General features: G+C 66.5%; 19 protein-coding genes. 12 read left to right on the forward strand and 7 right to left on the reverse strand.

The window, feature by feature from the left end:
* The first annotated feature begins 105 nt into the window (after positions 1-105).
* The 11 genes from ACN9M4_RS17440 to ACN9M4_RS17490 all read left to right on the forward strand — a co-directional run bounded on the left by ACN9M4_RS17440 (position 106) and on the right by ACN9M4_RS17490 (position 12,746).
* A complete protein-coding gene (locus ACN9M4_RS17440; protein WP_426300094.1) occupies positions 106-594 on the forward strand; it encodes a cupin domain-containing protein in 489 nt (162 codons plus the stop codon).
* A gap of 81 nt (positions 595-675) precedes the next feature.
* On the forward strand, positions 676-2,328 hold the full coding sequence (locus ACN9M4_RS17445) for an AMP-binding protein (RefSeq protein WP_426300096.1): 1,653 nt from the start codon (positions 676-678) through the stop codon (positions 2,326-2,328).
* Between the two features lie 13 nt (positions 2,329-2,341).
* A complete protein-coding gene (locus ACN9M4_RS17450; protein WP_426300098.1) occupies positions 2,342-4,738 on the forward strand; it encodes a bifunctional salicylyl-CoA 5-hydroxylase/oxidoreductase in 2,397 nt (798 codons plus the stop codon).
* A 111-nt stretch (positions 4,739-4,849) separates the two neighbouring features.
* Entirely contained in the window at positions 4,850-5,767 is a 918-nt protein-coding gene (locus tag ACN9M4_RS17455; RefSeq protein WP_426300100.1) for a fumarylacetoacetate hydrolase family protein, read from the forward strand.
* Positions 5,768-5,771: 4 nt separating this feature from the next.
* The gene (locus ACN9M4_RS17460; protein ID WP_426300102.1) at positions 5,772-6,254 is read left to right on the forward strand and encodes a cupin domain-containing protein; all 483 of its coding nucleotides are present in this window, start codon (positions 5,772-5,774) and stop codon (positions 6,252-6,254) included.
* Positions 6,255-6,258: 4 nt separating this feature from the next.
* The gene (locus ACN9M4_RS17465; protein WP_426300104.1) at positions 6,259-7,143 is read left to right on the forward strand and encodes an acyl-CoA thioesterase; all 885 of its coding nucleotides are present in this window, start codon (positions 6,259-6,261) and stop codon (positions 7,141-7,143) included.
* 36 nt (positions 7,144-7,179) lie between these two features.
* Positions 7,180-8,841, forward strand: a complete 1,662-nt coding sequence (locus tag ACN9M4_RS17470) for an AMP-binding protein (protein WP_426300106.1) — start codon at positions 7,180-7,182, stop codon at positions 8,839-8,841.
* A 114-nt stretch (positions 8,842-8,955) separates the two neighbouring features.
* Positions 8,956-10,704 (forward strand): dihydroxyacetone kinase family protein, encoded by a 1,749-nt coding sequence (locus ACN9M4_RS17475; RefSeq protein ID WP_426300108.1) that lies wholly within the window; start codon positions 8,956-8,958, stop codon positions 10,702-10,704.
* A gap of 26 nt (positions 10,705-10,730) precedes the next feature.
* A complete protein-coding gene (locus ACN9M4_RS17480; RefSeq protein WP_426300110.1) occupies positions 10,731-11,189 on the forward strand; it encodes a ribose-5-phosphate isomerase in 459 nt (152 codons plus the stop codon).
* A gap of 2 nt (positions 11,190-11,191) precedes the next feature.
* Positions 11,192-12,034, forward strand: coding sequence for a triose-phosphate isomerase family protein (locus ACN9M4_RS17485; protein WP_426300112.1), 843 nt, complete (start codon positions 11,192-11,194; stop codon positions 12,032-12,034).
* Entirely contained in the window at positions 12,027-12,746 is a 720-nt protein-coding gene (locus ACN9M4_RS17490; protein WP_426300114.1) for a GntR family transcriptional regulator, read from the forward strand. The genes ACN9M4_RS17485 and ACN9M4_RS17490 overlap by 8 nt, the downstream gene beginning before the upstream one ends.
* A 66-nt stretch (positions 12,747-12,812) precedes the next feature.
* Here ACN9M4_RS17490 and ACN9M4_RS17495 read toward each other — a convergent pair whose 3' ends face one another.
* The 7 genes from ACN9M4_RS17495 to ACN9M4_RS17525 form a co-directional block, all read right to left on the reverse strand.
* Entirely contained in the window at positions 12,813-14,177 is a 1,365-nt protein-coding gene (locus tag ACN9M4_RS17495; protein WP_426300116.1) for an MFS transporter, read from the reverse strand.
* A gap of 178 nt (positions 14,178-14,355) precedes the next feature.
* Complete coding sequence (locus ACN9M4_RS17500; protein ID WP_426300118.1) at positions 14,356-15,144, reverse strand: SDR family NAD(P)-dependent oxidoreductase; 789 nt, start codon at positions 15,142-15,144, stop codon at positions 14,356-14,358.
* A 47-nt stretch (positions 15,145-15,191) separates the two neighbouring features.
* Positions 15,192-16,172, reverse strand: a complete 981-nt coding sequence (locus ACN9M4_RS17505) for a 3-hydroxyacyl-CoA dehydrogenase family protein (RefSeq protein WP_426300120.1) — start codon at positions 16,170-16,172, stop codon at positions 15,192-15,194.
* Between the two features lie 8 nt (positions 16,173-16,180).
* Positions 16,181-17,119 (reverse strand): sugar phosphate isomerase/epimerase family protein, encoded by a 939-nt coding sequence (locus ACN9M4_RS17510; RefSeq protein ID WP_426300122.1) that lies wholly within the window; start codon positions 17,117-17,119, stop codon positions 16,181-16,183.
* 312 nt (positions 17,120-17,431) lie between these two features.
* Positions 17,432-17,770 carry a hypothetical protein gene (locus tag ACN9M4_RS17515; protein WP_426300124.1) on the reverse strand — a complete coding sequence of 113 codons (339 nt, stop codon included), beginning with the start codon at positions 17,768-17,770 and terminating at the stop codon, positions 17,432-17,434.
* Positions 17,771-17,849: 79 nt separating this feature from the next.
* Positions 17,850-18,566, reverse strand: a complete 717-nt coding sequence (locus tag ACN9M4_RS17520) for an IclR family transcriptional regulator (protein WP_426300126.1) — start codon at positions 18,564-18,566, stop codon at positions 17,850-17,852.
* 23 nt (positions 18,567-18,589) lie between these two features.
* Positions 18,590-19,405, reverse strand: coding sequence for an IclR family transcriptional regulator (locus ACN9M4_RS17525; protein ID WP_426300128.1), 816 nt, complete (start codon positions 19,403-19,405; stop codon positions 18,590-18,592).
* A gap of 177 nt (positions 19,406-19,582) precedes the next feature.
* On the opposite strand from ACN9M4_RS17525, the gene ACN9M4_RS17530 reads away from it, so the two are divergent.
* Positions 19,583-20,632, forward strand: coding sequence for a zinc-dependent alcohol dehydrogenase (locus ACN9M4_RS17530; RefSeq protein WP_426300130.1), 1,050 nt, complete (start codon positions 19,583-19,585; stop codon positions 20,630-20,632).
* Positions 20,633-20,678: the final 46 nt, after the last annotated feature.

Consider the following 20,678-nt stretch of genomic DNA (forward strand, 5'->3'; position numbering starts at 1 on the left):
GGAAGGGAATCCCGGCTCGGTTCCTTCGAGCCGGTTCCTGCAAGCCGGACGCAGCAGACGATCCGCGCAATCCCGTCGCTCCGCAACCATCAAGGAGTAATGACCATGACCGACTTGACCGCACCCACCACGTACCGCACGAATGGGGACAACTCGATCTATGCCGGCGCAGACGGCAAGGTCGTCCCTGTTGTTACCCGGGCCGGGCAGGAAGATGCCAACACAGCCCAGTCAGGCGACTGCATCCGAGTGTCCGGCGTGTCCATCCAGCACACTCCCGCCACGAAGATCTGGTTCGGCCAGGTTTCAAATGTTCCCGGCTATCGCTCACTGCCGCACCACCACGGGGAAGCCGAGACCGGCGGCTACGTCCTTCGTGGCCGTGGTCGCATCTACTACGGCGAAAACTACTCCGAGTACAAGGACATGGAAGCCGGAGACTGGGTCTTCGTGCCGCCATTCATGCCCCACGTCGAGGCAAACATGTCCGTCACCGAAGAACTCGTCTGGTTGACCGCCCGCACACCGGAGAACATCGTCGTCAACCTCACTGACGTTCCAGACGGAACCCTCGCAGGCTACCGGCGGGCATAGCTCATGGACGCCCCAACCTTGGCCAGCATGCAATCAGCTGCGGCGATGACTTCACAAGCAAGAACCAAAGAAGGAGGTGCCATGAGCACATCGGCCCATGTAGACACGTTTACGCGGGACCACCTGCCACCGGCCGCGAGCTGGCCGGCCCTCGAGTTCGCCCTCCCCGAACTCCAATATCCCGAACAACTGAACGCAGCTTGCGTGCTGATCGACGACGCGGTGGCCGCCCACGGTGCCGAGCGGCCGGCCCTGCGCACCCCCGACGGCGAGGTCTGGACCTACGGTGAACTGCAACTCCGGTCCAACCAGGCAGCCCAGGTGCTCACCGAGGATTTCGCTGTGGTTCCGGGCAACCGGGTCCTGCTGCGGGGGCCGAACAATCCCTGGCTCGTCGCGGCCTGGCTGGGCGTGCTGAAGGCCGGGGCCGTCGTCGTGACAACCATGCCGATGCTGCGGGCCGCCGAGATCGCCACCCTGATCGGGCTGACGAAACCCGTCCTCGCGGTCTCCGACCACCGCTTCGTGGAGGATCTGACTGCCGCGGCGGGCGACGGCGTCACCGTCCTTTCGTACGGAGGATCCGGCATCGGTGACTTCACCGCCCGCTGCGCCGCCAAGAGCGGTGAGTTCACCGCGGTGGAAACCGCGGCCGACGACGTCGCGCTGCTCGGTCCGACGTCGGGCACCACCGGAGTGCCCAAGGTGACCATGCACTTCCACCGGGACATCCTCGCCATCGCTGACACCTTCGCCCGCCACATCCTGCAGCCCACGGCCGATGACGTCTTCGCCGGCTCCCCGCCACTGGCATTCACCTTCGGGTTGGGCGGGCTGGTCATCTTCCCGCTGCGCTTCGGCGCCTCAGCGCTGCTGACCGAACGCGCCACCCCTGTCGAACTGGCGGAGAACGCCGCCGCTGCCGGTGCCACAATCCTCTTCACGGCTCCCACGGCCTACCGCGCCATCCTCAAGGCGGAGCGCGGCGATCTTCTCAGCCGTTTGAGAATCGCCGTCTCGGCCGGAGAGCACCTGCCGAAGGAAACTTGGCAAGCGGTCTATGACGCGACCGGCGTACGGCTCGTGAACGGAATCGGAGCAACCGAAATGCTCCACGTCTTCATCTCCGCCGTCAGCGAAGACAGCCGGCCGGGCGCAACCGGGAAAGTCGTCCCGGGGTTCCGCGCCACTATTTTGGACGACGCCGGCTCCGAACTGGGTGCCAACCAAGCCGGACGGCTCGCCGTCGTCGGCCCCACCGGCTGCCGTTACATGGATGACGACCGCCAAAGCAAGTACGTCTCCCAAGGGTGGAACATCACCGGCGATACGTTCGTCCGGGACGAGGACGGCTACTTCACCTACCAGTCGCGCTCCGACGACATGATCGTCTCTTCCGGTTACAACATCGGCGCCCCTGAAGTGGAGTCCGCGATCAACCAGCACCCCGACGTCATCGAGAACGCGGTCGTGGGCAGGCCCGATCCCGAGCGTGGCAGCGTGGTCTGCGCTTTCATCGTCCTGCGGGAAGGCGTCGAGGGCGGTGCGGCGAAGCGGAAGGAAATCCAGGACTTCGTCAAACAGACCATTGCCCCGTACAAGTACCCGCGCGAGATCCGCTTCGTCGATGAACTCCCCCGCAACCCCAGCGGCAAGCTGCAGCACTACAAACTGCGGCAAAGCCTCGAAAACACCAACGACCAGCTGGCCCACGCGGCAGCGCCCCAAGCCTAGAAGGGATCCTTACATGAAGATCGCAATTGTCGGAGGCGGCCCGGGCGGCCTGTACTTCGCGGCACTGATGAAGCAGCTCGACCCGTCCCACGAGATCACCCTGTGGGAGCGCAACGCCGCCACCGACACCTTCGGCTTCGGCGTCGTGTTCTCGGATGAAACCCTGGGCGGCATCGGCAACGCCGATCCCGTCGTCGCGGAGTACATGAGCCGCCGCTTCGCGCGCTGGTCCGACATCGACATCCACTTCCGCGGCGAAATGATCACCGTCGGCGGCCAGGGCTTCGCCGCGATGAGCCGCAAGGAACTGCTGGAACTGCTCCAGCGCCGCTGCCTCGAACTGAATGTCGACGTGCGGTTCAGCACCATGGCACCGCCCATCGAGGAACTCGAAGCGGGCTACGACCTCGTCCTCGCCGCGGACGGCGTGAATTCGCAGATCCGCGCCAAGTACGCCGACTCCTTCGGACCGGACCTGGACCCGCGCACCAACAAGTACATGTGGCTGGGCACCGACCAGGTGTTCGAAGCCTTCAAGTTCTTCGTCAAGGAAACCGAATGGGGCGTGATGCAGATCCACGGCTACCCCTACTCGGACGAAGGCTCCACCTTCATCGTGGAGATGCATGAGGACGTCTGGCACGCCGCGGGCTTCGACGAAACCGTCAACGATGTTTTCCCTCCCGGCGTTTCCGACGAGAAGGCGATTGCCAAGGTCCGCTCCATCTTCGCGGAGGAACTGGACGGCTACGAGGTCCTGTCCAACAACTCCAAGTGGCTGAACTTCAACACCGTTCGCAACCAGAGCTGGCGCCACGGCAACGTCGTCCTGCTCGGCGACGCCGCCCACACAGCCCACTTCTCCATCGGCTCGGGCACCAAGCTCGCCATGGAGGACTCCCTGGCCCTGGCCGCTTGCCTGCACGAGCATGCGGACGTTGAAGCCGCGCTGGCTGCCTACGAGGCCGAGCGCCGGCCCGTGGTCGCCTCCACGCAGCGCGCCGCCCAGGCGTCCCTGGAATGGTTCGAACGCATCGGCCACTACAAGGACCAGGACCCCACCCAGTTCGCGTTCAACCTGCTCACCCGTAGCCGCCGGATCACCCAGGAAAACCTGCGCCTCCGCGACCCCGAATTCGCCGACGCCGTGGACCGCGCCTTCGCCGAGTCCCAGGGCCTCGCTGAGGTAGCTCCGGCTATGTTCCAGCCCTACAACATCGGCGGCTTGGAGCTGAAGAACCGCATCATCGTCTCGCCCATGGACATGTACTCCGCCGTTGACGGCATCCCTGGCGACTTCCACAAAGTCCACCTCGGCTCCAAGGCCCTCGGCGGCGCCGGCCTGGTCATGACCGAAATGGTGTGCGTCTCCGAAAGCGGCCGCATCACCCCCGGCTGCACCGGCCTCTACACCGACGGCCAGCGTGACAGCTGGAAGGAAATCGTGGACTTCATCCACGGCAACTCCACCGCCAAGATCGGCGCCCAGCTGGGCCACTCCGGCCGCAAGGGTTCCACCAAGCTCATGTGGGAAGGCATCGACGAGCCCCTCGAGTCCGGCAACTGGGCCACCGTTGGTCCGTCCGCACTCCCCTATGGCCCGGACAACCAGACCCCTGCCGAACTGGACCGCGCCGGCATGGACGCCATCAAGGACGAGTTCGTCGCCGCCGCCCGCCGCGCCGAGCAGGCAGGCTTCGACCTGCTCGAAATCCACGCCGCCCACGGCTACCTGCTCTCCTCCTTCCTCTCGCCCGTTTCCAACCGCCGGAGCGACGAATACGGCGGCAGCTTGGAAAACCGGCTGCGGTTCCCGCTGGAAGTGTTCGACGCCGTTCGCGCGGTTTGGCCTGCCAGCAAGCCGGTGACGGTACGCATCTCCGCGACCGACTGGATCGAGGGCGGCAACACTTCCGACGATTCGGTCGAGATTGCCCGGGCCTTCGTTGCCCACGGTGCAGCCGGCCTGGACGTCTCAACCGGCCAGGTAGCCAAGGAGGAGAAGCCCGCCTTCGGCCGCAGCTACCAGACGCCGTTCGCAGACCGCATCCGCCAGGAAGTTGCCGCTCCCGCAGGCGTGGCCGTGATCGCTGTCGGCGCCATCTCCAGCTACGACGACGTCAACTCCATCCTGCTCGCCGGGCGCGCCGATCTGATCGCCCTGGGCCGCACGCACCTCTACGACCCCCAGTGGACCCTGCACGCCGCAGCCGAGCAGGAATACCAGGGCCCCGGCGCACAGTGGATTCCGCAGTTCCGTGCCGGTCGCCGCAAGCCGCCGAGCTCCCGCACCGATGCTGTCCGCCCGCGCCTGTCCCTGCTGAGGGAAGCGGAGTCCGACACCACCACCCATCTGCGCTGGACACCGGTCACCGAGGCCAGGGAACCCATCCCGGCTTCCAGCTGGTAGCAGGCCTGTGCAGACCATTCCCATCGTGCTATCTTACGATTGTGTGACGATCGTAAAATATTCGACATATCAAAATTCGCGGAAGACCGCGGGGAAGCAAAGGACAGACGGATGAGACTTGCCACCTTGCGCACGGACAGTCCGCGCACGGGCGGCCGACGCACGACGGCGGCACTCGCTTTGGGCGGCGACCGCTACCTGCCGCTGCCGGCCGCCGACGTCGGAGCCCTTCTTGCCGCCGACGGCTGGCGGGCGCTGGTACAGGACGCCATGGCGGCCGACGCCGCGGCACCCGAGTCCGCCGTCGTCACGGTGCCCGCAAGCGGGCTGGCGGCACTGCTGCCCGGAGCAGGAAAGGTGGTCTGCTGCGGCCTGAACTACGGCGACCACATCCAGGAGATGGGCCGTGAGCTGCCCGCCTACCCCACCCTGTTCGCTAAGTACGCGGACACCCTTACCGGACCGGCGGACACCATCCAGGTCCACGGCAGCGAGCGGGTCGACTGGGAAGCCGAGCTCGCCGTCGTGGTGGGCGCGGAACTGTTCCGCGCGGACGAAGACGAGGCGCGGCGGGGCATTGCCGGTTTCACGGTTGCCAACGATGTCTCCATGCGGGACTGGCAGAACCGGACGTTGCAGTGGTTCCAGGGCAAGGCCTTCGACGCGACCACCCCCGTTGGGCCGGTGATGCTCACAACGGATGAAGCCGAGGGCGACTTCGAGGTCCGCGGCTACGTCAACGGAGAACTCGTGCAGCGCGGCAATACCTCCACCCTGGTGTTCGGCCCGGCCCGGCTGCTCTCCTACATCTCGCAGTTCACCGTGCTGCGTCCGGGCGACCTTGTGCTCACCGGCACGCCCGGCGGAGTCGGCATGGGCATGGTCCCGCCGCGCTTCCTGCAGGACGGCGACGTGATCACCACCGAAATCGACGGCATCGGGCGGCTGGAGAACACCGTCCGCATCCATCCCGCCGCGGCCACCGCCGCAGCACCACAGGCCAGCGCCTACGCAAGCACCAAGGAGTAGAACCATGAGCGAAACCATCACCGATTACCGCCTTGAAGGCGACAACTCCATCTACGCCCAGCCCGACGGCAAGGTCATCCCTGTCGTCACCCGCGCCGGCGAAGAGGACACCAACACCGCCCAGTCCGGCGACTGCGTGCGGGTTTCCGGGGTCAGCATCCAGCACACCCCGGCCACGAAGATCTGGTTCGGCCAGGTCTCCAACGTCCCGGGCTACCGGTCCCTGCCGCACCACCACGGCGAAGCGGAAACCGGCGGCTACGTCCTGCGCGGGCATGGCCGCATCTACTTCGGCGAAAACTACTCCGAGTTCCTGGACATGAAGGCCGGGGACTGGGTCTTCGTCCCGCCGTTCATGCCCCATGTGGAGGCGAATATGTCCGTGACCGAAGAGCTTGTCTGGCTGACCGCGCGCACGCCGGAAAACCTCGTGGTCAACCTCCCCGACGTTGCCGACGACACCCTCGCCGGCTTCCGCAGGGCTTGAGCACATGGCCACCGGAACCCTGACCTCCCAGACCTTCCTCAACGCGATCGCCCTGACGGCGGTCCCGGCCCTCATCCACGACGAAGCCTATGAAGCCACCACCCAATACGTCCCCTGGCCCAAGGCCTACGGCGGCGACATGGTGGCCCAGGCCGCCGCGGCCATGATGCATTCAGTGGATACCGACCGCTCCCTGCACTCCATGCACAGCTACTTCATGCGCCCGGTCGACATCGGATCGACCGTGCGCTACGAAGTGGAGCGGCTGCGCGACGGACGCGGCTACTCCACCCGCAGCGTCCGCGGCTACCAGAACGGCAAGGCCGTCTACGCCGCGATGGGTTCCTTCCAGGTTCCCGAGGACGGCCCGGACTTCCAGCCGGAGGCGCCGGCCGCCGTCGAGCCCGAATCGCTCAGGAGCGCCGCGGACGTGCTGCAGGGAATCGAAGGCCCCGCCGCCGGGTACTGGTCTTCGGGCCGGAGCTTCGACATGCGCCACATCCCCGGCCCGGTGTACGTGGAGCTGGAGGGCGGAGCCGTTCCGCAGCAGGCCATCTGGGTGAAGGCCTTCGACCGGCTGCCCGAGCTGGCCGATGACCACGCCACGGCCGATCTGCACCGTGCGGCGCTGGCGTACGTCTGCGACTACACCATCCTGGAGCCCCTGCTCCGGGTCAACGGTCTGCACTGGTCCAGCCCGGGCCTCACCACCGCGAGCCTGGACCATTCCATGTGGTTCCACCGGGCCGGCCGCGCCGACGACTGGGTGCTGTACGCCCAGGAGGCCGTTTCCGGGCAGAGCAACCGGGGCCTGGCCATGGGCCGCTTCTTCGACAGGCAAGGACGCCTGCTGGCAACGGTTGCCCAGGAGGGAATGATCCGCGCCTGATCCGCGACGATACTTGGATTATTGAAAGGAACGGCCATGGCAATGACGACGTCGGCCCACGAGGACAGCTTCACCCGTGACCACCTGCCGCCCGCCGGCACGTGGCCCACCCTCGAGTTCACCCTGCCGGAGCTCCAGTTCCCGGCGAAACTGAACGCCGCGGCCGCCCTGATCGACGACGCGGTGGCCGCCCACGGTGCCGAGCGGCCGGCCCTGCGCACCCCCGACGGCGAGGTCTGGACCTACGGTGAACTGCAACTCCGGTCCAACCAGGCAGCCCAGGTGCTCACCGAGGATTTCGCTGTGGTTCCGGGCAACCGGGTCCTGCTGCGGGGGCCGAACAATCCCTGGCTCGTCGCGGCCTGGCTGGGCGTGCTGAAGGCCGGGGCCGTCGTCGTGACAACCATGCCGATGCTGCGGGCCGCCGAGATCGCCACCCTGATCGGGCTGACGAAACCCGTCCTCGCGGTCTCCGACCACCGCTTCGTGGAGGATCTGACTGCCGCGGCGGGCGACGGCGTCACCGTCCTTTCGTACGGAGGATCCGGCATCGGTGACTTCACCGCCCGCTGCGCCGCCAAGAGCGGTGAGTTCACCGCGGTGGAAACCGCGGCCGACGACGTCGCGCTGCTCGGTCCGACGTCGGGCACCACCGGGGTGCCCAAGGTGACCATGCACTTCCACCGGGACATCCTCGCTATCGCTGACACCTTTGCCCGCCACATCCTGCAGCCCACGGAGGATGACGTCTTCGCCGGCTCCCCGCCTATCGCCTTTACCTTCGGGCTGGGCGGGCTGGTCATCTTCCCGCTGCGGTTCGGCGCCTCAGCGCTGCTGACTGAGCGCGCGACGCCGGTGGAGCTGGCCGAGCACGCGGCGGCATCCGGAGCGTCAATCCTGTTCACCGCCCCCACCGCATACCGGGCCATCCTCAAGGAAGGCAAGGGCGCCCTCCTCGGGGGACTGCGCCTGGCGGTTTCTGCCGGCGAACACCTGTCCAGGGAGACCTGGGAAGCGGTCCGGGGAGCCACCGGCCTGCGCCTGGTCAACGGCATCGGCGCCACGGAAATGCTGCACGTCTTCATCTCGGCCGCCGGCGACGACATCCGGCCGGGCACCACAGGCAGGGCCGTGCCCGGCTACCGGGCGACGATCCTCGACGACGAAGGCAAGGAACTGGGCCCGAACGAGCCCGGCAGGCTGGCCGTGGCCGGCCCCACCGGCTGCCGCTACCTCGACGACCCGCGCCAGGCGAACTACGTGGTCAACGGCTGGAACGTCACGGGCGACATCTTCACCAGGGACGAGGACGGCTACTTCAGCTACCAGGCCCGCTCGGACAGCATGATCGTCTCCTCGGGTTACAACATCGGCGCCCCCGAGGTGGAAGCCGTGATCGACCAGCACCCTGACGTCATCGAAAACGCCGTCATCGGCATCCCCGACGAGACCCGCGGCGCGGTGGTCTGCGCCTTCATCGTCCTGCGCCCCGGCGTTCCCGCCGACGCGGCGAAGCTCAGGGAGATCCAGGACTTCGTCAAGCAAACGATCGCCCCGTACAAATACCCGCGCGAGATCCGCTTCGTCGATGAACTCCCCCGCAACCCCAGCGGCAAGCTACAGCACTACAAACTGCGCGACCGCCTTAACCGCGACCGCCTTAACAACGACCCCAACGAAGCAGCACTCGCCACCTAAGCCGCGCCGCTTCCGCCACCCAATTCTTCTTTAACCCCTCACTTGACGGCGCCCACACATCTTCCAATATCCTATAGGAAACATGTTCGTGGCACTCGACGATGAGGAAACCTGATGACCCGGCTTTGGAACGACCCCGCTTCATTCGCTGACGACGTGGTGGACGGTTTCGTCCGGGCCAACGGACGCTGGGTCCGCCGCGTACCGGGCGGAGTCTCCCGCTCCACGCGTTCCGTGGATCCGGAGGTGGCGGTCGTCATCGGCGGCGGCTCGGGCCATTACCCCGCATTCGGCGGCCTCGTCGGCCCCGGCCTTGCCCACGGCGCGGCGATGGGCCAGCTCTTCGCCTCGCCCTCCGCGCAGCAGGTCGAATCGGTGGTCCGCGCCAGTGAGCAGGGCCGCGGCACCCTCCTCACCTTCGGCAATTACGCCGGCGACGTGCTGCACTTCGGCGCCGCGCAGGAGGCCGTGCGCAAGGACGGCATCGACTGCCGTACCGTCCTCGTCACCGACGACATCTTCAGCGCCTCGCCCGGCGAACAGCACAAGCGCCGCGGCATCGCCGGCGACCTCACCGTCTTCAAGGCCGCCGGTGCCGCTGCCGCGGCAGGGTACGGGATCGACGACGTCGAACGGGTCGCCCGGGCCGCAAACGCCCGCACCCGCACTATGGGCGTTGCGTTCTCCGGCTGCACGCTGCCCGGCGCCGGTTCCCCGCTGTTCACCGTGCCCGAAGGCCGGATGGCCATCGGCCTCGGCATCCACGGGGAACCGGGAATCGAACTGACGGACATTCCCAGCGCGGCGGGCCTGGCCGAACTGTTCATCCGGCACCTCCTTGGCGGCCCGGAGCTCCCCGAGGGGGTCCAGGCCCGCGGCGCCCGCGTGGTTCCGGTGCTCAACGGGCTCGGCTCGGTCAAGAGCGAGGAACTCTTCGTGGTCTTCTCCCGCGTGGCCGAACTCCTGGAGGAAGCAGGCGTGGAGATCGTGGACCCGCAGGTGGGCGAATTCTGCACGAGCTTCGACATGGCAGGGGTTTCGCTCACCCTCTTCTGGCTCGATGAGGAACTGGAGCGCCTCTGGCTCGCTCCCGCGGACACACCCGCCTTCCGGACCGGCGCCGTTGACGCCGGTTCCCTCCAGACCGTGGCCGACGACGACGGCGCGTGGCCGGCTGAGGAGGACACCCTTCCGGAATCGAGCGAGGACTCCCGGCGTGCGGCCGCCCGGATCGCGGCGGCCCTTGGGGAGATGCGCACGGCAATCGACGAAGCAGCCGAAGAGCTCGGCCGGATCGACGCGATCGCCGGCGACGGCGATCACGGGATCGGCATGCAGCGCGGCACCGCCGCGGCCTCCGCCGCCGCGTCCGGCCTGGCCGCCCGCGGCGCCGGGGCCCAAACCGTGCTGGCCCTGTCCGGCGATGCCTGGTCCAACCGGGCCGGAGGAACGTCGGGGGCAATCTGGGGGTTGATCCTGCGCACCGTCGCCGGGCACCTGGGCAACACGGAGCCTGCCACCGCGGCCCGCGTTGCGGCAGGCATCACCGCCGCAAAGGAGGCCGTGATGGCCTACGGGAAGGCCTCCGTGGGAGACAAGACCCTCGTGGATTCGCTCGTGCCGTTCGCTGACACCCTCGCCGCCCGCGTCGCCGCCGGGAACAACCTTGCCGACGCCTGGCTGGCCGCCGCCGAAGCCGCGACAGTGGCCGCCGAGACGACCGCAAATCTCCTTCCCGGGATGGGCCGGGCCCGCACCCACGGCGAAAAGTCGCTCGGCGTCCCGGACCCTGGCGCCGTCTCCCTCGCGCTCATCGCCCGGCGCGTCCACGCGGTGCTCGAAACCGCAGCCGTCACGGCCTGAATACAGCTTCCAACCCAAGGAGAAACATGACCCCCTGGCGCATCGTCGTCGGCTCGGACGACGCCGGATTCGACTACAAGGAAATCATCAAGCGCGACCTCGAAGGCAACGAGGCTGTGGCCGCGGTGACCGATGTCGGAGTCGATGCCGGCTCGCACACCAACTACCCGGCGGTCGCCACGGCGGCGGCTGAGATGGTGGCCCGCGGCGACGCCGACCGGGCCATCCTGATCTGCGGCACGGGACTTGGGGTCGCGATCGCGGCGAACAAGGTCAAGGGCATCCGCGCGGTCACAGCCCACGACAGTTTCTCGGTGGAACGGAGCATCCTCTCCAACGACGCCCAGATCCTGTGCATGGGCCAGCGGGTTGTCGGCATCGAGCAGGCCCGGCGGAACGTGCGCGAATGGCTCGGCTACGTCTTCGACCCCGCCAGCGCCTCCAACGACAAGGTCCGCGAGATCTGCAGCTACGAAGGGGCCTGAGGGTGCGGGAATTCCCACGCTTCCTCATCGGTGCAAGCACCAAGATGTACTTCAACCACGCCCGGACCATGGAATGGTGCCGCGCCGTGGCGGCCATCGCGCGCACGCATCCGGCCGTCCGGGCGGGGGATGCCGCCGTCTTCGCGGTGCCCGGCTACCTTTCGGTGCCAGGAGCCCTGGAGGTGTTCGACGGCGCCGCGATGGTCGGGGTGCAGGACCTCGCCGCCGAGGATTCCGGGGCGTTCACGGGGGAAGTCAGCGGCCCGCAGGCCGCCGAGCTCGGCTGCGAACTGGCGGAGATCGGCCATGCCGAGCGGCGCCGCTTCTTCGGTGAGGACGACGCCGTCGTCCGGGCCAAAACCACGGCAGCCCTGCGCGCGGGGCTCGTTCCCCTGCTCTGTATCGGCGAAGCGAAACGCGGCGACCCGCCGGCAGCCGCGGCAGAATGCCTCCGGCAGCTTGACGACGCCCTGGCCTCGGCCGGGGCGTCCGGCTTGTCAGGCCGGATCGTTGTCGCCTACGAACCGCACTGGGCGATCGGCGCCCCGGAGCCGGCGGCGCCCGAACACATCGCCGCGGTCTGCTCGGCCCTGCGTGACCACATTCGAGGCCTGCCCGCCCATGTGGGATCCGCCGTCATCTACGGCGGCAGCGCGGGGCCGGGGCTGCTCAGCCTGGTCGGACATAGCGTGGACGGCCTGTTCCTGGGCCGTTTCGCCCACGATCCGGCCGCCGTCGCCACCATCCTCGACGAGGTGACGGAAATCGCCGGTCACAAGCCGTCCGACGCCGGAACCGGCAGCAAGGCCGCTGATAGCATCGGTGCAGGAGGAACCGATGTCTGAGACCGTATATCCCCTTGCGGGAGGCACCCCGCAGCGCAAGGGGTTGCGCGACAGCGTCTACGAACTGATCCTCAACATGCTCATGACCTCGGACATCGCCCCCGGTACCCGGCTTTCGATCGACGTCATCGCACGCGACCTCAAAGTCTCCCCCACGCCCGTCCGTGAAGCCCTCGTGCAGCTCGAACGCACCGGCCTGGTGACGCGTGAGGCCCTCAAAGGCTACCGGGTTGCCCCGCCGATCCACAGCGGCCAGCTTGAGGCCCTGTTCGATGCGCGGCTGGTGCTCGAATGCGGGGCGACCGAACTGGCCGCCGGCCACGCCGCCACCGTTGTGCCGGAGCTCGATGCCACCTTGGAGAAGCAGCGCGAGCTCGGCGAAAAGGTGCGCGGGGCCTTCGAAGCCGGCGGACCTGCGCCGGTGGACCTGCTGAGGGAATACTTCGCCGTCGACTGGCAGTTCCACCACCTCATTTTCGAAGGCACCCGGAACCCGTTCCTGCTGGACATGTCGGAGGCGATCTCCATCCGCGTGCACCGCATGCGCCAGACAGTCAGCTCGGGCGTCAGCGACGCCTCTGACGCCGTCATCGAGCACGGACTCATCCTTGACGGGCTTCGCCGCGGCGACGGGGAAGCGGCTTCCGCCGCGATGCGCGACCACATCGAGAAGGTCCGCTACCGCGCCCGCCTCGACGTTGCCTCCCGCTGAACACCTCCCCTGAAGCACACGCGAAGCGGCCGGCCACCCGCGGGGTGACCGGCCGCCGTCGTAATTTCAGTGGCCGACCGTGGAGTTGTCTAGCAACCGGTCAGACTTGGCGCCCTTGAAGTACTTCGTGGCGAACAGCATGGCCGCTGCGAGGAAGGCGAACACCCCGAGGGAGACGACACCCCAGGCGCCGGACGGGGTGGGCACCGATGCGTTGATGTTGGTGCGCATGATCGGTGCGACGAAGCCGCCGAGGTTGCCGAGGGAGTTGATCAGGCCGATGCCCGCTGCTGCCGCGGAACCGGTGAGGAACGCCGTGGGGTAGGCCCAGGTGATCGGGCCGACCGTGAGGAAGCTCGCCACGGCGAAGGTGATGCAGGCGATGCCGAGGATCGGCTGGCCGTTGGCGCCGGCCCACGCGGAGCCGAGGATGAAGACGCCGGTCATCAGGTAGCAGAGGGTGCCCCAGTTGCGGCGGCGCAGCACCGTGTTGGCGGCACGGCCGGCGAAGTAGCAGACGAACAGCCCCACCAGCCACGGGATCGCGGAGACCACACCGACCTCCCAGCCGACCTTCTTCCCCAGCAGCGAGGCGACCTGCTGGGGGAGGTAGAAGGTGGTGCCGTACACGGCGATCTGGAGGCAGAAGTAGATGACCGTGAAGTACCAGACCTTCCAGTTGGCCATCGCGGCCCAGATGCCGTTGGGGCCGTCCTCGGTGCGTACGGCGTCCTCAGTGGCCATGACGGTTTCAAGGGCCTCCTTCTCCTCGGCGTTGAGGAACTTCGCGTCCTGCGGCGAGTTGATGAGGAAGTACAGTGCGGCAACACCGGCGACGACGGCGAGCATGCCTTCGACGAAGAACATCACCTGCCAGCCGTGCCAGGCGGTCGCGCCGCCCAGCGCGATGAGTCCGCCGGAGAGCGGGGCGCCAAGCATCTGCGAGAACGGCTGGGCCAAGTAGAACAGGGCGAACATCTGCACGCGCACCTTGTTCGGGAACCAGGCTGCGAGGTACATGATGACACCCGGGAAGAGGCCGGCTTCCGTCACGCCGAGCAGGAAGCGCAGGATGATGAACATTCTCTCGTCGGTGACGAACGCGAAGGCAGCCGCAGTGATGCCCCAGGTGACAGCTATGCGGGCCAGCCAGAACTTGGCGCCGAACCTTTTCAGGAGCAGGTTCGAGGGAATTTCAAAGAGGGCGTAACCGATGAAGAAGATGCCGGCGCCGAGGGCGAAGGCGCCGTCCGAGACACCTCGGTCGACCTTGAGCGCGGCTTCCGCGAAGCCGACGTTGGTGCGGTCGAGGAAGGCGACGAAGTACAGGATGATGAGCATCGGCATGAGATGCTTCGCGGCCTTCTTGATGGCTGTCTTGAGCACGGGACTCGTGCTGAGCACGTCGATGACCTGCGTGGGTGAGGACATGTCCGCTCTCCTTTGAGTGGATGCGTGGATGGGTGTGGGTGTGCGAAGGATCAGTGGAACGGGCTACCGGAAAAGGGCTACTGGAAAATGGCCGGGGCGATCTGGGCGACGCCGAAGACAACCAGGGCCAAGCCGACAAGGAGGAAGACGATCCTCCCCGCCGACCAGCGGCGGGCGCTCATCCGTGCATGTAGAGGCCGCCGTCAACGTTCAGGGTCTGGCCCGTCACGAATCCGGCGTCCTCGCCGATGAGGTAGTGGATGGCTGCGGCGATGTCCCGCGGGGTGCCGATGCGCGGCAGCACGCCGTCGGCCGCCATCTTCTCCTTGCGCTCATCCGTGAGGGTGCCGCCCATGATGTCGGTGTCGATCGGACCCGGCGAGACAGCATTGACGGTGACGCCCTGGTGGCCGAGTTCGCGCGCCAGGCTGCGGGTCAGGCCGAGGACGCCGGCTTTGGCTGCCGAGTAGGCGGTCTTGCTGAAGGTGCCGCCGCCGCGCTGGGCGGAGACGGAGGAAAGGTTCACCACGCGGCCGACCCCGTTGCGCACCATGGTCTCGACCGCGCGTTTGGTGGAGTGGTGGACGCCGTGGAGGTTGATGTCGATGACCCGGGTCCATTCTTCCGGGGTGACCTCGAGGTAGGGCACCGGCGAGGAGACACCGGCCAGGTTCACGACGGCTACAAGCTGCGGCAGGGCGGCCTCGAGTTCGTCGAACGCAGCCCGGACCTGTGCTTCGTCGGCAACGTTCGCGCCGGCGCCGGCGGCGGTGACCCCGTGCTTCGCGGCGATGTCGGCGGCAACTGTCTTGGCGGCGTCGGCGTCCAGGTCCAGGACGCCGACATTCCAGCCGCGCTCGGCGAGGTAGTGCGCGGCGTAGCGGCCGATGCCGCGCGGTGAAGCGGCGCCGGTCAGGATGACGCTGCGCTCGGCGGGGAAAGCGGGGCTTGGTGCGAAATCGTCCATGGGGTCCTTCGTTCAGGTTCGTTCAGGTTCGTTCAGGTCAGTTCAGGTCAGTTCAGGTCAGAAGAGACGGGGGCTGGGTGGATCGGGGCGGGACCGAGATCATCGAGCAGCTGCTTCATGGCCGCATAGGCCCGGTTCCGGTAAGCGAGCAGCTCCGGGGTCCGCTCCGCCGGAACGTCCAGGTAGCCGGCACCGGTCTTGGTGCCGAACTTCCCGGCGTCGACAAGGCCGCGGAGGGATTCGGGAGTGGCGAAACGTTCCGGCCAGCGGGTCTGCAGCGACGCGTAGCAGAAGGAGTAGACGTCCAGTCCCGCCATGTCAGCGATGGCGAACGGACCGAAGAAGGGCAGCCGGAAGCCGAACGTCGTACGGACGATCGTGTCGATGTCTTCCGGGGTTGCGATGCCTTCTTCAACGATCTGGGTGGCTTCGTGGAAGAGGGCGTACTGCAGACGGTTCAGCACGAATCCGGTTGCGTCCTTGACCCTGGCGCTCTCCTTGCCGGTGGCGGCCACAATGCGCTCCACGAACGGCAGCACTGATTCGTCCGTGCCAGGGTGCGGGATCAGCTCGACCCCGGGGATGAAGGGCGCCGGGTTGGAGAAATGGACGCCGAGAAAGCGTTCCGGGCGTTCGACGGCCTCGGCCAGGGATGCGATGAGGATGGTCGAGGTGTTCGATCCGATGATGGCATCCGGGCGGGCTGCGGCGCTGATCCGGCGCAGTGTCTCGTGCTTGATCTCCAGCTTCTCCGGCACGGCCTCCTCGATGAAATCGGCGTCCGCCACGGCTTCCTCGATAGAAGCGGCGGGCGAGAGGTGGCGTTCAAGGCGCTCGACGGCGTCGTCGGGGAAAAGCCCGTCGGCAACGAACTGACGGGCTTCCTCGAGAAGGCGCTCGTAGTTCTTTCGCGCCACCTCCTCGGAGATATCTGCGATCCGGACGGTCGCGCCGGACAGGGCGAGCACCTGCGCGATGCCTCCGCCCATGTATCCCGAACCGACGACGGCGATGGTTGGCTCACTCATGGTGCCTCCTAGGCTTTGGGGAGCAGTGTGCGGATGTATTTCTGGTTGGTGGCGCAGACGCCGAGGCTGTCTCCGCCGTAGTGTTCGGCGAGGATGATGCCGTTGAATCCGGCAGCCACTGCGTCACGGAAGACCTGGCGGTAGTTGATCAGGCCGGCCTCCATGGTCGAAGGCACGGAGGTGGCCCAGCTCCCGTCCGCACGCTCGTCCCGGGTGTAGTTCTTCACGTGCCAGTAATTGGCGTACGGGAGGGTCTTGTCGTACAGCTCGCGCCAGTCTTCCACCGGGCGATGCAGGCGGATGAGGTTGGCGACGTCCGGGTTGAGGCCGACATTCTCAAGCCCCACGTCTTCGATGAAGCGCACTGCGCTGTCGGCCGTGCCAAGGTACGTGTCTTCATACATTTCCAGGGACATGATGAGTCCGAGTTCGGCGGCGTGCTTGCCGAGTTCGCGGATGCGGCGGACGGCGGTGTCCCACATCTCGCGGCTGTCCGGGTCTTTGGGTCCTTCGGCCGTCCAGAACCACAGCGCCTCGCGCTGCGCCTCGCTGAAGGGCTGGTGCAGTCCGGTGGAGAAGACCTCCATACCCCACTCGGCGGCGGCGTCGATGGTGCGGTGCGCGTATTCGAGGTTGCGTTCCTCCTGTCCCGGCATGATCACGCTCTGCCGCTGCAGGTGCACTGAGGGGATTCCGACGCCATGGGACTGCGCGACGGCAAGGAATTCGTCGCGCCTGGATGGTTCCAGGTCGGCGGGACGGACGTGGCTGTCGGCAAGCTCCGCGAGGGTGAAGCCGACGTCGGCGACCTGGGCGAACATGTCGTCCCAAACCTCGGCGGGGGCGTCGTGCATGGCGGTACCGTCGCGGCCGACAGCGCGGAACCCGTGCAGGCACGTGGCGATGGGCCAAGTCTCGGCGGTGTAAGGGGGCTGCTCGATTGGCATAGTGCTCCGTTGCGCTTGTGGATCGGTGGGCTATGTGATGCAGCCCATAAAAGATCCTATAGGAAATAGAGATTGCGTCAACCGTGACTTTTCGGTGCTGTTTTGGGGCGCGGCTTCCAAGGGCCGGTCGCGGGGGCGGTTGCGGGGGGCGGTTGCGGGGGGCGGTTGCGGGGGGCGGTTGCGGGGGCCGCCGAAGGCCAGGTTTGCGGGGGCACCGCTGGCGCCGGTTAAGAGAAAACTCCCCGCCTCGTTCGAAGACGAGGCGGGGAGTTTTCCGTGTGCCGGTCATTTCCGGCGGTCGGAATCTACGGTTCAGGCGCCGCTGCAGAGCTCGCTGAACTTGGCGCCTGCCTTCTGGTACTCCTCGGTGAGGCCAGCGAGCTTGTCCTCGTCGGGGTTCTGCTTGGCAGACTCATCGGCGAACTTCAGGAGGGCATCCAGCGACGGCTGCAGTTCCTCGGAAGCCACGGCCTCGAGGGGGCGAAGGGCGTTGGCGATGCGGTTCATCGACGCCTTGCTCGCCCCACCCGGGCTCGACACAACAAGGTTGAGGCGCTCGCAGGTTTCCTTCGTGGTCAGCTTCGGCGCGGTGCAAGCGGAGGCCGAGACGAGAAGTCCGGCGGCGAGCAGAACAGTGGTGAGTTTTTTCATGGTCCCTCAGTTGTCGGTTTCAGTCGATTGTACGCAGGGATGCTGGACAGCGTGCGCGCAGCCCCGCGCCGCGGGGGCGCTAAAGCCTTGCTGAAACCTCATTCGCCGCTTCCTTCAACAACACGACGTATTCGTCCTGGTACGGCAGGACGTCATCACGAAGTCCGGCAATGGACAAGGCTCCGCGCAGAGACCCCCGGGCATCGAACAGTGGCACCCCAATGGCTGCGACACCAATAGTGACGTCTTCGTCTGACACGCTGAAGCCACGTTCACGGATGGCTGCGGCATCAGCTTCCACCTGCTCCGGCGTGGTGAGTGTATGGGGCGTGAGTTCCTGCAGCGGTGCGGACTTGATAACACTGCCCCTGAGTTCCTCGTCCCATGCAAGGATGGCACGCGATGTTGCTCCGGCATGTGGCGGGAGGCTGCCCCCGGGGTTGAGCAGCAAGAGGGTGACTTTCGTCCCCTTAACCCAATCGAGGCAGGTCACCAGCTGATTACGGACAGCGCAGAGATAGACAGTCTGGCCCGTAAGTTCATTCAGCCGGGCCATGGCCGGGCGGGCCGCCGAAACCTCCGGGATTCCTTCCAACGAGGCACTGGCAAGGTGGAGGATCTGCGTTCCCAGTTGGGCGCGCCCGTCATCCCGGATAGCGACGAGTCCCACGTGCTCCAGTGCGTCGAGCAGCCGGTAAACACTGGGGCGCGGCATGGAAATGGCCTCGGCAATATCCACCACGCTCATGGGGCCCTTATCGGCAAGTGCGTTGAGGAGGTCGGCGCTGTTGGCCATGACTTTGATAGGCCTTGCAGCCACTAAACCGCCCTGCTTTCCGCGTCCAGCACCTTTGCGTCCGGTGCAGAAACGGCACCAAGTGCCCGGCTGACCGCCGTAGCGGCAGATTTGACCATCGCGACGGGGTCATAGCCGCTGTGGAACACCCTGTGGGTCTGACCGCTAATGGACAACGCACCCACAACGGCACCCTGGTGATTGAAGATCGGCGCGCCGACACCGCCTATCCCCTGCCCCCAATCACTGTGGGCAACTGCGACACCTGCCGACGCCGTTTCCAGCAGAAGTTGCCGAAGCTGCCCGGCATCTTTGGCCACGGGCCCGAAAAGTTCATCCTCGGGCAACTCGCGCAAATACCGCTCGATGACGTCCGGAGTTTCGAAAGCAAGGATGGCTCGAGGCGCAGCTCCCTGGCCCAAGGGCATGGACTCACCCAGCCTCAGGTTATGGATCTGGACATCGAGGCCATCAATCCTGTCGATGCACGCGGCACGAAGACCACGGCGGATACACAGGAATGATGTCTGCCCGGTGTCTGCGTGCAGCCGTTCCAGTTCTGGACGCGCAAGCTCGCGGAGGTCCAGTTGGGCCTCCAGCTTTGCCCCCAGCCGAACAAAATCCAAGCCAAGCCGCGTCCTGCCCCGCCGTGATCCGTCTTCCACCCAGCCGATTGCCTGAAGCGTGGAGAGCAGCCGGTAGAGGGAGCTCGCAGGTTCGCCCGTGCGTTCAGCGAGTTCACCCACGGTCAGTTCCCCCGCCTCGGCGATGGCTTGCAGGACGCTGGCTGACTTGGTCACGAGGTTCATTCCGCCACTGGGATCGGCTGCTTCCGACATTGGAACCTCTCACGTAGCGGACAAAGACCATGACTCACGATACGTAAGGCGCATGGGCGACGCAACAACGGCCTCCTCAACCAGCGCATTTGATGATTATCAAATTATGGACTGTGAGTCCACCTGATGATAACTTAGCGAATACTTGAAGGAACCCCTTGCGCTAAGGAGCAGTCGATGGCGACACCAGCCGCTGAAGCAACCACGAACATGCGAGCGGCCGTCTTGAGGGCGCCCGGCGAATTCGCCACCGAATGGCAGCAACACCCCGAGCCGGCCGCCACCGACGTCCTCATCCGCGTCTCATACACCGGAATCTGCGGGTCCGACTTCCCGATCGTGAAAGGACTGCACCCCCGAGCTTCCCTGCCGCTTGTCCTGGGGCACGAAATTACAGGGATCGTCGAGCACTCCGGAGACGGCGGACCGCCCGCCGGGACCACGGTTGCAGTCAACCCCCTGTTGCCCTGCGGCGATTGCGGGGCCTGCCGCCGGGGACTGCGGCACGTATGCCGAAAACTTAGACTGCTCGGCATCGACGCGCCGGGGTCGATGACCGAACTGATGGCGGTGCCTGCCGGGAACGTTATCCCCTTTTCAGGAGACGTCCCAGCCAAAGAAGCCGCCCTGGCGGAGCCCCTCGCCGTCGCCGTCCATGCCGTTCGCCGGGCGAGGCTTTTGCCGGGTGAGCGCGCCCTGGTTTTCGGCGCAGGGCCCATCGGCATCCTGGTTGCCCTGGCTGCCCGGCACGCTGGCACCTCCGGCGTAGCAGTAGTGGAGCCCAGCGAGCGCCGGCGACAGATAGTTGAAGCCCTCGGGCTCCGGGCGATCGCGCCGGAGGAAGTGCCGGTTGCCCGGGAGAACAGCGACGACGCCGCGGACGTGATCTTCGATTGCGCAGGGCACCACAGCGTCACTCCGCTCCTCACCGAGGCGGCGCCAGTGCGGGGGCGGATTGTCATCGTGGCCGTGCATCACGGACCTGCCGGGGTGGACTTGCGGGAGCTGGCATTTGCCGAACAGGAGATCATCGGGGTTCGCGTCTACGAGCCCGACGACTTCGCCGAAGCCGTGCGGCTGATCAGCAGCCACGCACTTCCTTTGGCGGAGATTCCAATCTCGGAGTATCCGCTTGAGGCGGTGGCCGACGCATTCACCGAGGCAACGTCCGGCAGTGGCGCCGTGAAGGTTCTGGTGACAAGCCAGAGGCAAAGCTTGCATTCATAAATTATCACCATCTGGACATGTTGTCCGGATCACGGTAATAATTGTC

It is taken from the genome of Arthrobacter sp. R-11 (genome assembly GCF_049913155.1).
GTDB lineage: Bacteria > Actinomycetota > Actinomycetes > Actinomycetales > Micrococcaceae > Arthrobacter.

What these genes read in the sequence shown, in the direction of transcription:
- ACN9M4_RS17450 (WP_426300098.1), top strand. Translation starts at nt 2,342, where the DNA reads ATGAAGATCGCAATTGTCGGAGGCGGCCCGGGCGGCCTGTACTTCGCG.
- ACN9M4_RS17455 (WP_426300100.1), top strand. Translation starts at nt 4,850, where the DNA reads ATGAGACTTGCCACCTTGCGCACGGACAGTCCGCGCACGGGCGGCCGA.
- ACN9M4_RS17470 (WP_426300106.1), top strand. Translation starts at nt 7,180, where the DNA reads ATGGCAATGACGACGTCGGCCCACGAGGACAGCTTCACCCGTGACCAC.
- ACN9M4_RS17500 (WP_426300118.1), bottom strand. Translation starts at nt 15,144, where the DNA reads ATGGACGATTTCGCACCAAGCCCCGCTTTCCCCGCCGAGCGCAGCGTC.
- ACN9M4_RS17465 (WP_426300104.1), top strand. Translation starts at nt 6,259, where the DNA reads ATGGCCACCGGAACCCTGACCTCCCAGACCTTCCTCAACGCGATCGCC.
- ACN9M4_RS17460 (WP_426300102.1), top strand. Translation starts at nt 5,772, where the DNA reads ATGAGCGAAACCATCACCGATTACCGCCTTGAAGGCGACAACTCCATC.
- ACN9M4_RS17480 (WP_426300110.1), top strand. Translation starts at nt 10,731, where the DNA reads ATGACCCCCTGGCGCATCGTCGTCGGCTCGGACGACGCCGGATTCGAC.
- ACN9M4_RS17440 (WP_426300094.1), top strand. Translation starts at nt 106, where the DNA reads ATGACCGACTTGACCGCACCCACCACGTACCGCACGAATGGGGACAAC.
- ACN9M4_RS17510 (WP_426300122.1), bottom strand. Translation starts at nt 17,119, where the DNA reads ATGCCAATCGAGCAGCCCCCTTACACCGCCGAGACTTGGCCCATCGCC.
- ACN9M4_RS17475 (WP_426300108.1), top strand. Translation starts at nt 8,956, where the DNA reads ATGACCCGGCTTTGGAACGACCCCGCTTCATTCGCTGACGACGTGGTG.
- ACN9M4_RS17515 (WP_426300124.1), bottom strand. Translation starts at nt 17,770, where the DNA reads ATGAAAAAACTCACCACTGTTCTGCTCGCCGCCGGACTTCTCGTCTCG.
- ACN9M4_RS17490 (WP_426300114.1), top strand. Translation starts at nt 12,027, where the DNA reads ATGTCTGAGACCGTATATCCCCTTGCGGGAGGCACCCCGCAGCGCAAG.
- ACN9M4_RS17525 (WP_426300128.1), bottom strand. Translation starts at nt 19,405, where the DNA reads ATGTCGGAAGCAGCCGATCCCAGTGGCGGAATGAACCTCGTGACCAAG.
- ACN9M4_RS17505 (WP_426300120.1), bottom strand. Translation starts at nt 16,172, where the DNA reads ATGAGTGAGCCAACCATCGCCGTCGTCGGTTCGGGATACATGGGCGGA.
- ACN9M4_RS17495 (WP_426300116.1), bottom strand. Translation starts at nt 14,177, where the DNA reads ATGTCCTCACCCACGCAGGTCATCGACGTGCTCAGCACGAGTCCCGTG.
- ACN9M4_RS17445 (WP_426300096.1), top strand. Translation starts at nt 676, where the DNA reads ATGAGCACATCGGCCCATGTAGACACGTTTACGCGGGACCACCTGCCA.
- ACN9M4_RS17530 (WP_426300130.1), top strand. Translation starts at nt 19,583, where the DNA reads ATGGCGACACCAGCCGCTGAAGCAACCACGAACATGCGAGCGGCCGTC.
- ACN9M4_RS17520 (WP_426300126.1), bottom strand. Translation starts at nt 18,566, where the DNA reads ATGGCCAACAGCGCCGACCTCCTCAACGCACTTGCCGATAAGGGCCCC.